This is a genomic window from Chryseobacterium pennipullorum, from assembly GCF_003384725.1.
In the GTDB taxonomy this organism is placed as follows: Bacteria; Bacteroidota; Bacteroidia; order Flavobacteriales; family Weeksellaceae; genus Chryseobacterium; species Chryseobacterium pennipullorum.
Genome location: NZ_QNVV01000001.1, coordinates 327,996 through 340,713, shown reverse-complemented (window position 1 = coordinate 340,713; position 12,718 = coordinate 327,996). Strand labels below are relative to the sequence as shown.

Below are 12,718 nucleotides of genomic sequence, written 5' to 3'. Positions count from 1 at the left end.
TGCTAAGAACCTTCCTTTATTGAATAGCGTTTCTGATCTTTTTCACAATAGAAGCTTCTCCTTTTTCCAACCCCGGTTTGTTTCTTAACCAGCTTTTGTCCGCATATAGGACATACAGAGCGAGTATGGACGAGCCAGTGTTTTTTCAAAACAAACTCTCTTTTCCACTCCAGGAAGTCAAAGCTGTAGTTTCTCGCTTCGGCAATCAGTTCTTTTTTCTTTTTAAGGGGAAGGCCTCCGACCAGGCTTTCCGGCTGAACTTTAATTCTAAATAGAACCTCATTTTTAATAATATTTCCTACTCCCGAAAATATATTCTGATCCATCAGTGCATCACACACCATCATTTTGGGATTAGCCTTCAGTTTTTTCAATGCATTTTCAGGACTCCATGCATCACTCATTATATCCGCTTCCCAATCAATGGAGGCCAGGAATTCTAATTCAACAGATTTCACGGAGCAGGTATAAAAATACATTCCTCCCTTTGAAAAAAGAAGGGCCAGACGCAGACTTTTGTCGGGTTTTGTCTGCTCGTCAATGCTATAAGAACCGAACATCAGCAAATGGATCCTGACTGCGGCTTTTTCAAAAACAAGATAAGTCTGCTTCCCATAAGTACGGATTTCCAGCAGGGTCTGGCCAATCAACGGCTCTTTGTCAAACTTCGCATTTCCTGAAGCTTCTGTGACTTTCTGACCGACAAAAGGCTGCAGGTTTTCTTTCATTAATAGGATGGAGGGACCTTCAGGCATAATTTTATTTTAAGATAAAGATCCAAATAGCATTCCATACCGCATACAACCTGAAGTTTATCCCCAATAAACTTGTGTAAAATACCTGTGGTACCATTCAGACCGGCTTTTGGCCCACAAAGCGAACTACAGAACCTGTTCCGTTGTGATATAAGCCTTCCTTAAGTTCAATTTCAGTTTCCGATAATTCTATAATATGATAATCCGGGAAGTCAGTCTTAATTTCATCTATAGAGAATAATGATTCTATATCCTTCGGTCCGCCTACTTTTTCATTCTTTGCAATATATTCAAGATGATTTTTACTGAAAGCTTCGAAAATTATATATCCTCCCTTTCGAAGATATTGGTTTAACATCTGGTGTATAGGAGACTTAATCGCTGCCGGAAAATGAGCATAGATAAGGGCAATGGCGTCAAACTGCCCTTCCTGATAATTCAAAGCTGAAAGTTCTCCCACCTGATAATCGATTGTTGTTTTTTGATGTTGTGCCAGTTGTAAAGCTTTCTTTCTTCCATTGGCACTGATATCGAAAGCAGAAACCTGCCATCCCTGTGTTGCTGCAAAAACGGCATTTCGTCCTTCACCTTCCGCAGGAAAAAGTATGGAGCCGGGTTCTAACCGGGAGAGTTGTTCTTTCAGGTAATGATTGGGTTCTATACCATACGCAAACTCTTCGTTGCTGTATCGCTCATCCCATCTGTCTAGCCATGTATTGTCTGTCATAGTAAAAGGAATTTTAAAAATCCGGATGAAGACGAATCGTAGATGTTCACCGGTTTCATTCGTCTTATCAAATGTAGACTATTTTTCCAGCTTTATGATGCCTGAATAGTCGTGACCGCAATAGATTTTTTGAATGAAAGTTCTGTTTAATAAAAATCTAAATACTATTCCATACCATTAAAATTTGAAGTAATTTTGAAAAATGATGAATTTAAACCAGATTTTTACCAATCAGCGCACAGGAAACAATCCACATACCAAGGCTTCAAGAACTGATTTTCAACGGGATTTCGACAGAATCATTTTCTCCTCTGCCTTCAGGAGACTTCAGAATAAAACTCAGGTTTTTCCGCTTCCGGGAAGTGTTTTTGTACACAACAGGCTCACTCACTCACTGGAAGTATCATCAGTAGGCCGTAGTCTGGGAAGTATTATTGGTGAATTTATTGCCGAAGATTATAAAAATGATCTTACTGAAGATTCAAAAAACTTTTATCTCTATAATTTAGGAAATGTGATTGCGGCGGGATGTTTATGCCATGACGTGGGAAATCCGGCCTTCGGACATTCCGGAGAAGATGCGATTGCGAGCTATTTCGAAAGAAATGAAAAAGATCTGAAACCCAAATTCCACGAAAAAGAATGGGCAGATCTGGTCAATTTTGAAGGAAATGCCAATGCCATCAGAGTCCTGGCCCAGCAGCAGCAAGGGAAAGACGCCGGAGGTATTCAGCTTACCTTCTCTACTTTGGCCAGTATTGCAAAATATCCTTGTGAAGCGGTCGCTAAGAAAAAAGGAATTATTCACAGGAAAAAGTTTGGATTTTTCCAGAATGAAAAAGATATATTTCTGGAAATTGCTAAAGGAACCCATCTGATCTCAGAATGTGAGGAACCGCACATTTTCAAAAGACATCCGTTTGTGTGGCTGGTAGAAGCCGCAGATGATATCTGCTATAACATCATCGACATGGAGGATGCCCACCGGTTGGGAATTGTTTCAACTGCAGACTGTAAAAATTTATTTTTCGAACTGGTAAAATCTGAGACGGATGATGTTCAGAGAATCGAAACCAAACTAAGTTCGATCTCCAACGAAAATGAGCAGATTTCTTATTTAAGAGCAAAAGTGATCAATGCCCTTATCAATAAATCGATTGAGATGTATAAGGCTAACTTTGAAACCATTTTGGAAGGCAATCTTGACAATGGTCTGCTTGATATTTACAAAAAGGAAAATAAGGCGCTGCAGGATATTGCCGGTTTCTCTGTAGAAAAGATTTACAATCATAAAGCGGTTGTAGAAATTGAAAACGCAGGCTACAATGTAATGTATGAATTGCTGGATCATTTCATTCCCTCTATTCTTAAAGCAGAGGATGAAAGAAAATCCTATGATAAAAAAGCCTTGAAACTGCTTCCTAAGCAGTTTGTCTATGAAAATGGAACAGATTACCAGAAAGTCCTTGGCATCATTGATTTCGTTTCAGGAATGACGGATAACTATGCGACTGACCTGTATCGAAAAATCAAAGGAATTGACATCGGAATGACCGTTTAATTTTAAAATAAGTAGTATATTTATAACTGATGATAACTTATTGAAAAATAAGCCACAAAGATGAATTCGTACAAACCGTATACATCTCAATGCTTGTCAATAAATAAGGAGCAGGTTTTAACAAAACATGAAAAATTACTACTTATCAGAAAAAATTAAACTATGGGAATTTATTTAGCGCCCGTTATTTTCTTCGGGCTTATTATCTTGTTTGCTTCGTTTTTTGTGGTTAAACAGGAAACAGCAGCTATTATCGAGCGTTTCGGAAAGTTCAGGGGAGTAAAACATTCGGGACTTCACCTTAAGCTGCCCATCATCGATCAGATTGCAAAGAGACTGAATTTGAGAATACAGCAGCTGGATGTCATGATTGATACTAAAACACTGGATAACGTTTTTATCAAGATGAAAATATCTGTTCAGTACCAGGTGATCAGAAGCCAGGTGGGAGATGCCTATTACCGGCTGGAAAACCCGGAAAACCAGATCACCTCTTTTGTATTCGATGTGGTGCGTGCTGAGGTTCCGAAACTGAAACTGGATGATGTTTTTGTAAGGAAAGACGATGTGGCTATCGCAGTAAAAAGTGAGCTGCAGGATGCCATGAACAGCTACGGATATGATATTATCAAAGCTTTGGTTACCGATATTGATCCGGATGAGCAGGTAAAGCATGCCATGAACAGGATCAATGCTGCGGAAAGAGAAAAAACCGCTGCAGAATATGAATCGGAAGCACAGAGAATCAGAATTGTAGCTGTTGCAAAAGCTGAAGCAGAATCCAAAAAGCTTCAGGGACAGGGGATTGCCGACCAAAGACGAGAAATTGCTAAAGGACTGGAAGAGTCTGTAAGAATGCTGAATAATGTGGAAATCAATTCGCATGAAGCATCAGCACTTATCGTTGTGACCCAGCATTATGATACGTTGCATTCGGTAGGAGCCAGCAACAGAAGTAACCTGGTTCTTCTTCCTAATTCGCCTACCGCTGCCAGTAGTATGCTAAACGATCTTGTCGTGGCAATGACGACCGCCAATACGGTAGGAGAGGCGAGTAAAGGCAAATATCCGGATCCACCCAAAAAAGAATCAGATTTTTAATAAATAAAGAACGATGTAAAATAAAAGCGCTTCAGAAATTTCTGAAGCGCTTTTATTTTATTTTTTTGTTTTGGAAACCTGCTCTACCAATGTATATTTGATGGAAGAGGCATCTGCCGGTGGGTTGGCGATTTTTTCCGTTTTTACTTTTAGAACATACTCGTAGCCTGGCTCGTACGTGAAACCTTCGATGTTGCTGTAGAAGTTGCTCCAGCTGTCAGAAGTATTTTCTTTCATCTGCAGACACTTCATACGTCCAGCTCCTGCTGAACAGTCCACGGTCTGAGCTCCGATGATAAAGGTCTTTTCACTCGCTGCTGTTCCTTCTTTCTTCGTTTTGGAAACCTGCTTCACTAAGGTATATTTTATAGAAGATCCGTCTGCCGGCGGATTAGCAATTTTCTCTGTTTTTACTTTCAATACGTACTCATACCCAGGTTCGTAAGTGAACCCTTCGATATTGCTGTAGAAATTCGTCCAGTCTCCGGAAGTATTTTCTTTTACCTGCAGACATTTCATAGGAGCTACTCCTGTACAATCTGCTGTTTGTGGACCCACGATGAATGTTTTTTCATCACCGGATACACCTGCTGCCGTTGTACATTGTGTCATGGCAAATAACGCTAATGCGGGTACTGCCCCTTTTAGAATTGTTACTACATTTTTCATAAACTTGATTTTTAGCCCATACCTCGCAATTACCATGCCGGAATCCGATTTTCCTGAATTTGTCGTACTTCTGCTATTGTTTTTTAGCTTATTAATCGTTTAATTTGAAAGTTCTTAGTGAACATAACCAACAACATAATTCTTATAATAAATATGGAAAATCAAATTCAAGTTGAAAACTACAGGATTCAGAAACCTGAAATGTGGGCAGGAAATATTGGGGACCAGGAAATAACAGACCGAATCAAAGACTCCGAATTTGCCAGGAAACAGATTGATGAAGGCAGGGATTACTGCTATTTTTTAGATAAGAAATACTACACAAGCAATAAAGAAAACAGTGAATACCTGTGCATGGCCTATACACTGAATGAGCCCGGCAACCTTGAAAGAGCTTCTGTATCTGATATTATTGTGGAAGAAAATGAAGTCTATCTGATTCACAGGATCAGTGTTTTGAGAGATGGGGTTTTGATCGATAAGATCCCGGATACCAAAATTAAAGTTCTCGACAGTGAAAATCAAAGCAGCGGAGGAGTCTTAAGCAGTAACAAAAAAATCAATATTACGATTAAAGACCTCAGGCTGTATGATGTACTTATTTTGGAAGATTCCAGAATCAAGGTATTTACAGACCGTGATTTTCTCCGTAAAGAGTTTTCAAAATATGTATGGGTAAGTCCTGACAATTACTGGGCTTACGGAAGCTTTAAATTTACCTTTATCAATGAGCGTGAGCAGGCCATCGCTTATAAAAAAACATTTTTCAGAGATGAGCAGGGCAATGTTCTGGAACCTGAAATCAACCGTTTAAAGAAAGGGGAACGCTTTGTTATAGAAGAGCATAATTACATCAATCCGGTGGACTCGGGACGGGAGATTTTTCCTTACGTTGATTTTGCGACAGAAAGCAATTGGAAAGATTTATCGAATTATATTTTTCCGATCTATGAGGAGATTTTCACAGCATCTTCCCTGAAGGATTTTGCTCCAAATCTTATAGAGAAGCTGGACGCTGTTGCCGGCCAGGATGAAAAGATCCGGTTTGCAATAGAGTATGTACAGAACCATATCTATTACATCTTCAATGCTGATGAAATGAACGGGCACAAGCCACAGGCACCGGCAGTAACGTACGAAAACAAGCAGGGAGACTGCAAGGCAAAATCTGTTTTATTGAAAGTTATTCTGGATTATATCGGCGTGGAGGCATCAGTAGTGCTGGTTAATTTCAATACGGATTACTATATTAAATATTATCTGCCTTCTCTCTTAAGCTTTAACCATGTGGTTGTAAAAATAAACTATAAGGATCAGGAATATTTTATTGATGCTACCATTCGGGATGAATTTGGTTTGCTCGAAAACAGAGGCTTCATTTATTTTATGCACTACCTCGAAATAAAAAAAGATCAGGAGCTTCAGGTAAGAAAGCCACATCGTTTTTCTTACTACTGTGTTGATGAGAAAATCGATTTTAATGTTCAGGGAAATACAGGAAAGCTTCATCTGACAACCACCTATAAGGGGAACAGAGCGAACGCAATGAGAAAGTATTTTAAGAGTACCAACAAAAGGGAAATCATCGACAGCTGGAACAGTTTTCTCTTCTATGGCCTTAATTATTCCAGTGACAGGAATGGTACAGATGTAAGAAACATATTCAAAGATGCCGCTATTGATGTGGTGAGCGACGATAAAAAACTGAATGAAGTCAGGATTCAGTATACTGCGGTCGTGGATAATCCGTATTATGTGGATCCGCAAAATAACCGCTTCCTGATGTATTTTGACAGAAATGTAGTGAAGGCCAGTGCCCGGGATTTTATGCATAAAGATCTACCGTTCTGGCATAATTTCGACAGCGAGAAGTACGAAATCAATCTGTATACAGATCAGAAAATTGATACAGAAGAAAAATATACGGTTCAGGAAAGTACCATCAATAATCCCTATTTTGATTACAAAAGCCGCAAGAAAGTGGCTAAAAACGGAGCCAGTGTATTTATTGAATACAATCCTCTGACCAACCTTGAAATTCCGCAGGAGGAGTTTGAAAAGTTCAGAAATGATCACCACACTGTGGCGGACAGTAATTTCGGACTTGGGGTAGATATTATAGAGCCAGGGTTTCTTAACAGCCTTAAATTCAGCTTTAAAAAGAAATTTAAATAGTTTCCCGGCTGATATTGTCTAAGCTCGGGGCGGCCTTGCCGCCCCGAGCTTAGACCTACTGATTATTCGTTTAAACATACCATAAAGAATATATGATGAAAAGGAGTATTTTCCTTGTTTTTTTGATGACTCTATCTTCCCTGATGAGCGCTCAGAAACTCAAAAAAGAAGATGTTACCGGGTTCTGGAAACTGAAAGAAGCCGGATTTTATGAAAATAAAAAGAAAGTGGTCAAGGATTTTGACCGCTGCCGCCTGATGAGGAATTATGCCTTAAGGGAAGATGGCTTTGCGGTCTATAATTATATTGAAGGAAGTGTGGAAGATTGTCATCCGGGTGAGCCCAGGCTTTCCTTTTGGAAAATCGTAGACAATCGGATTCAGTTTTATGTGGATGATAAACATATTCTTGAGGAAGTTATCGTTACCATCAATGCTGATAAAACCATCACATTGACCAGTTACATTCCTGAACAGGTGGAAGTAAAGGGAGACGCTTTTGCCTCAAAAATAATGAATACCGTTCATTATAGTGTTCTGGAAAAACAATATTAAATGGGGAAGCAATGAATTATGTTAGCCTAACTTATCTTGCGAACCTGTTTTTATATTCACTTTATTTTTTGAGCAGAAATGGTGCGGAAACAGACGCTTCACCTTTGGCATATACCATTTCAGGAGTCTTATCGCTTTTCCTTATAGGAGCAGGGTATTGGAATGCAAAAAATAAAATGACTTACAGATCTGTATTGTGGATGTTTTTCGTGAATATTTTGCTGTTCATTATGTCTGGGGTGTTTGACCGGTTTGGTGAGGACTTCAATATTCTCTCAACGGCAGGCGATGAAAGTTTTATCTTTACATTGGTGCTCGTTGCCTATAACGGATATCTTTACCCTATGATCATTGATCTTGACGGGTCAGGGTTTCCACTGGTGCTGCCCGTGATATTGTCCGGTGTACTGCCTTCTCTGGGATATCTCGCAGGAGCTGGATATTTTTCAAAAAACCGTATTTCCGGAAACAATGATCAGCTGTTAAAAAAATAAAGCAGCAATGATCAATTTTCCGGCTGAAAATACTACTGCCACAGATGCTCTGTCTGTGGCATTTTTTTTATAAGGTTAACAGATAAAGATTTTTAGTGATTACTGTTTTTGAGGTTCGTTATGGTGTTCCCGGAATTTTTGTTTTCCGATCAACAGCTCGAAGAACAGCCTGAAATCTGAAATGAGTGACCATAATGGATATTTAAAAGTAGCCGGCCTGTTCTTCTCAATAACCGCATGGCTGAACCAGGCAAAGCCATACCCGAAGATGGGAATATACCACAGAAATCTTTCTTTTCCTGAACTGATAACGTATCCTATGACGACAAATATAAGCAAGGTACCGATGAAATGGAAAATACGGGTTCCCGTTTTACTGTGCTCAGTGAGATAGAACTGATAAAATTCTCTGTATGTTTTAATTCTTTCAGACATGGCTTTATAGTTTAAGGTTTCTGAAAAAATGAAAGCAATAATTCTGCCGGTTTTTCATCAGCTGGAAAAAACAAAAAAGGCAAAATGACAAATCAGTCTTTCTGTACATTCAACCTTTTTGCCATTTTGCCTTTATGCAATACTGTTCTTATGTTATTTATTCTTCAATTCTTTCCCCAGCTTACTGTTTTTATAGCCGTAGCAGAAATAGATCACCATACCGATCAGGAACCACATTCCGAACCAGAACCAGTTCTCGTGGCTCATTCCTGTGAGAAGATATAAGCATGAGCTTAAACCCACCAAGGGAATTAAGGATAAATTCTTTATAAAAGTCACCACACAAAGGATGAGGTTAATGATGATAAAAAAGAAAATGGATGCCCGGAATTCTCCCTCGTTAGGATCTGACCAATCTGTAAGATTCTGGAAAAACTCAGGCTGCCATTGGTAGAAAGCGATCAGCCCCCCGATAAAAACAACAGGAAAGATGATCTTACCATTTATATAAGGCAAGTGAAATCTTCCTTTTATTTTTTCCTTAGCCGGCAAAAGAAGTACTCCTGCGCAAACCAATACGAACGCGAAGATGGTACCGATACTGGTAAAATCCAGAATGAAGGTTTTATCTGTAAACAGAATAGGAATTCCTACCACAACTCCGGTTACGATAGTCGCGTAAGAGGGTGTTTTATATTTGGGATGGATTTTCTGAAACCTCTGAGGCATCAGTCCGTCACGGCTCATTGCGTACCAGATTCTCGGCTGTCCCATCTGGAATACCAATAATACCGTTGTAATGGCAACAATCGCTACAAAAGACACCACCAGTTCCATCCAGGCCACATTGGCATTTGTTTTTTCAAATATAAAAGAAAGCGGATCTCCCACACCGTCGAACTTTTTATAATCTACCATTCCTGTTAATACCAGAGTTAAGGCAATATAAATGGCAGTACACAATACAAGAGAGACGATCATTCCCTTCGGAAGTGTTTTCTGCGGATCTTTGGTTTCTTCAGAGAGAACACTTAAGGCATCAAATCCAATGTATGCGAAGAATACCCCCGATACCGCACTCATTACTCCTGCAAAACCATTTGGCATGAAAGAAGGCGTTCCGGTTGTAGGGCTTATCGGTGTCCAGTTTTCAGTGTTGATATATGAAAAACCAACAAGGATCACCAGGACAATAACGCCTAATTTTAAGATGACAAGAGAATTATTGAAATTTTTACTTTCTTTTACGCCTACATAGCAAAGCCACGTGATCAGGCCGTTGATGACCAATGCGGGAATGTCTACAATAAATTTCAAACTTCCGATGAGTGGGGCAGTCTTCCAGGCATTTAAAAGCTCTTTGTTTTCCGATCCGTACTGAACCGCTTTTCTGGCTTCTGTATAGCTGCAGGTAAGATAATCTGGAATATGCATTCCGAGACGTCCCAGAAAGCTGGTAAAATAATCGGACCACGAGAAGGCAACATAAATATTCCCGAAAGAATATTCCATAATCAGCGCCCAGCCGATAATCCAGGCAATAAGTTCACCGAAGCTGGCATAAGCGTAGGTATAAGCGGAGCCGGCAGTGGGAATTCTGCTGGCAAATTCAGCATAGCATAAAGCTGTAAATCCGCAGGCAAAACCGCAAATCAAATATAGAAGGATAACACCGGGACCGCCTCTGAAAACGGCTTCTCCCAAACTGCTGAAACTTCCAGCTCCGATAATAGCCGCAATACCAAAAAATACGATGTCCCATACACCTAAGACTCTTAAAAGTCCCGTTGAAGTATCTGTATCTGAATAGATTTTTCTTCTAAAAAGTTGACTCATTCAATAACTATATTTGATTTGAAAAAAAGCAAATGTAATGATTTTTTATTTTTGTGTTAACAGTCGTTAACGATATTTGGAAAAAATGCATTCCCGGAAGTCTTTAGTCTTTATAGACAGGGATTTCCACATAACTGTCATTGTACCATTTTATCTGGAGAGGTTCCCCGGAATCCTGTATCGTTTCATCACTTACATCCTTACCGGTTCCGTAATTGATCTGCCAGGCAGGGTTCTTATTAACGCCCACCACGAGCAGCAGCCTGCTTCCTTTTTCTATTTTCTTACTCATAAATATAGAATTGTTGATCGGGATCTGCTCTAATTTACCAGGCGCAAGAAGCTGTCGTACTTCATTGTTTTTTGAGTAGCTGGCTCTTACAATGTGAGTGGACAATAAGAACGACTGGCCATCCGGCTGGATCTGATAAAGGTAAGTATCCGTATCAAAATCTTTTTTATTAATGGAAACATTAAAGACTCCGGAAAGGTTACCGCTGATGATCATATCCTTATCCAGCACTTCACTTTCGAAATAAACCGAGTGGGTTGTCTTGATGCTGTCTTTCTTGCTGACGCGGTAATATAAATCCTTTTCCGATCTGTTTTTAAAATCAACCGTTTGGGTGGTAAAGCTTTTGTTTTGCGGTTTATTGAAAACAGAAGAGCTGTTTTTCCGGTCCTGCAGGTAAAACTTCAGAGTTGAGGTATGCATTTTGTCGAGGGTAGGCACATGCTTCCAGGTATTTGTATTCATGACCTGGAAATTGATCTTATCTTTCAGAATGTCCGGTTTTTTTCCACCTTTCAGAATATAGTCAAACCAGGAGAAGGCGAGATCGTCAATGCTTATTCTGGCCGCCGGATCTATTGGGTTTCCATTCACATAAGTGAATCCGAAGCTTTGAGCTCCTCCGTGATTATAAGGCCCGATCACCAGGTAATGGTCAGCATTTTTGTTGTATTGATGGTGCTTCTTAAAATAATATAATGCACCGATCTGATCATCATCATAATAGCCGGTTGTCGTAAGAACAGGAATGTTGATCCTGGAAAATTCCTCTTTATAAGGCACCATTTTCTGCCAATAGCTGTCATATCCGGGGTGATCCAGCCACCGCTGAAAGATTTTACTCGGTTTGCCGCTGATGGTATCCAGTGACCTGAATGATTTTCCACTTTTGTACCATGCGGTATTGATGGAATCCCATTTCGCAAAATTACTGAAATCAGCTTCATCTGTAAGCTTGTTATTCGTGACGTACTGGATCCACTGCAACATATAGCTCATAAAGATATTATTCTGCGCTGGATAATCTATCCCGATTCCTACTGCAACCTGTGGGACAATTGTTTTCAGAGCCGCATGAAGCTTCTTCACCGCCGCCCACTGGCTGAAACCCAAATAGCTTCCACCGATCATTCCCACTTTCCCGTTACTCCACGGCTGCTTGCTTACCCAGTCGATGACCTCATAAATATCCTGAGCTTCATGCTCAAACGGATTATTTTCATCGGGGCTGTTTCTTTTACCTCTGGTATTCACCACCGCGCCTACATAATTGTAAACAGCAGCCCGTTTTCCAAAAAACTCATCAAATGGACCCGCGTAGATATTGCTGGTAAGAATAACAGGAAGCGGAGATTTGTTTTCCTTCTTTCTCACAATCGTAATCGTTAGAGTATTGCCGTTTTTCGTTTTGAGATCTTTTGTTTCTGCAATGAACTTTTCCTGGTCTTTCACAGTCACCAGCTGGGTAACCTGCGGTTTGATGGCAGAGTAGGTGATAGCGTTCAGATAGCTTTTGCATAATGCCAGAGCAGCCCTGTAGTCTATACTGTCTTTTCCCTTTTGTTTGGCCAGCGTTTTTGTAAGAAGCTTCCGGGCTTCATTCACATCCCCATCCACAGCAAGTCCTATTCTGGGAATCTGTTTTTCAGGAATACTGCCATACTTTTTATTGAAGGCCTCCCGGAGTGCGTTGGGAAAAGAGGTCTTCTTTTCCGTGGCATCCATTTTTGCCATACTATAGAGTTCGTATCCTATAAATTTGTAGTCTGCCATATGATGATCAGCATACTGATTACGGTATTCGGAAAGGGTATTAATAGATTTTTTATACTCTTTTGCCACGATTTGCAACCGGAAAAGGGCATCTGAAAAATCTACATCATTTTTCGGTTTGTTTTTCTTCGTCTGAAGACTGGAGATGACCTGTAAAGCCAGACCCGGCATTTGCTTTTCTAAAATAACAGAGTCTGTTACAGTGGTTTGAGGAAAATAAAATTTTTGTGCCTGCAATAGGTTGACAAAAATTAATGCTAAAAGTATCTTAATTTTCATTTTATGGTATGTTTTTAGCTGCTGTTCAAAAAGTAAAAGCTCAAAATGTATTTTTGATAACTGTTTA

General features: G+C 39.8%; 11 protein-coding genes. 5 read left to right on the top strand and 6 right to left on the bottom strand.

The features are described from left to right. Positions 1-2: 2 nt before the first annotated feature. Together DRF67_RS01550 and DRF67_RS01545 are read right to left on the bottom strand one after the other, a co-directional pair. On the bottom strand, positions 3-755 hold the full coding sequence (locus DRF67_RS01550) for a DNA-formamidopyrimidine glycosylase family protein (protein ID WP_115926067.1): 753 nt from the start codon (positions 753-755) through the stop codon (positions 3-5). 97 nt (positions 756-852) lie between these two features. Beyond that, positions 853-1,482, bottom strand: a complete 630-nt coding sequence (locus DRF67_RS01545) for a class I SAM-dependent methyltransferase (RefSeq protein ID WP_115926066.1) — start codon at positions 1,480-1,482, stop codon at positions 853-855. Between the two features lie 205 nt (positions 1,483-1,687). On the opposite strand from DRF67_RS01545, the gene dgt reads away from it, so the two are divergent. Together dgt and DRF67_RS01535 are read left to right on the top strand one after the other, a co-directional pair. After that, positions 1,688-3,043, top strand: coding sequence for a dGTP triphosphohydrolase (gene dgt / locus DRF67_RS01540; protein ID WP_115926065.1), 1,356 nt, complete (start codon positions 1,688-1,690; stop codon positions 3,041-3,043). A gap of 162 nt (positions 3,044-3,205) precedes the next feature. Next, positions 3,206-4,144: an SPFH domain-containing protein gene (locus DRF67_RS01535; RefSeq protein WP_115926064.1), complete on the top strand. Its 939-nt coding sequence runs from the start codon at positions 3,206-3,208 to the stop codon at positions 4,142-4,144. Between the two features lie 57 nt (positions 4,145-4,201). Here DRF67_RS01535 and DRF67_RS21740 read toward each other — a convergent pair whose 3' ends face one another. Continuing rightward, positions 4,202-4,813, bottom strand: a complete 612-nt coding sequence (locus DRF67_RS21740; RefSeq protein ID WP_228435710.1) for a DUF4377 domain-containing protein — start codon at positions 4,811-4,813, stop codon at positions 4,202-4,204. A 153-nt stretch (positions 4,814-4,966) separates the two neighbouring features. Between DRF67_RS21740 and DRF67_RS01520 the strand changes: the two genes are divergently transcribed. The 3 genes from DRF67_RS01520 (at position 4,967) to DRF67_RS01510 (ending at position 8,036) form a co-directional block, all read left to right on the top strand. Beyond that, positions 4,967-6,988: a hypothetical protein gene (locus DRF67_RS01520; RefSeq protein WP_115926063.1), complete on the top strand. Its 2,022-nt coding sequence runs from the start codon at positions 4,967-4,969 to the stop codon at positions 6,986-6,988. A gap of 92 nt (positions 6,989-7,080) precedes the next feature. Beyond that, a complete protein-coding gene (locus DRF67_RS01515; protein ID WP_115926062.1) occupies positions 7,081-7,542 on the top strand; it encodes a lipocalin-like domain-containing protein in 462 nt (153 codons plus the stop codon). Between the two features lie 11 nt (positions 7,543-7,553). Further along, positions 7,554-8,036 carry a hypothetical protein gene (locus tag DRF67_RS01510; protein ID WP_115926061.1) on the top strand — a complete coding sequence of 161 codons (483 nt, stop codon included), beginning with the start codon at positions 7,554-7,556 and terminating at the stop codon, positions 8,034-8,036. Positions 8,037-8,135: 99 nt separating this feature from the next. On the opposite strand, the gene DRF67_RS01505 is transcribed toward DRF67_RS01510, so the two are convergent. The 3 genes from DRF67_RS01505 to DRF67_RS01495 all read right to left on the bottom strand — a co-directional run bounded on the left by DRF67_RS01505 (position 8,136) and on the right by DRF67_RS01495 (position 12,651). Further along, positions 8,136-8,471 carry a DUF962 domain-containing protein gene (locus tag DRF67_RS01505; RefSeq protein ID WP_115926060.1) on the bottom strand — a complete coding sequence of 112 codons (336 nt, stop codon included), beginning with the start codon at positions 8,469-8,471 and terminating at the stop codon, positions 8,136-8,138. Positions 8,472-8,624: 153 nt separating this feature from the next. Then, complete coding sequence (locus DRF67_RS01500; protein WP_115926059.1) at positions 8,625-10,307, bottom strand: APC family permease; 1,683 nt, start codon at positions 10,305-10,307, stop codon at positions 8,625-8,627. Between the two features lie 103 nt (positions 10,308-10,410). Continuing rightward, positions 10,411-12,651: a CocE/NonD family hydrolase gene (locus DRF67_RS01495; RefSeq protein ID WP_115926058.1), complete on the bottom strand. Its 2,241-nt coding sequence runs from the start codon at positions 12,649-12,651 to the stop codon at positions 10,411-10,413. Positions 12,652-12,718 lie beyond the last annotated feature (67 nt).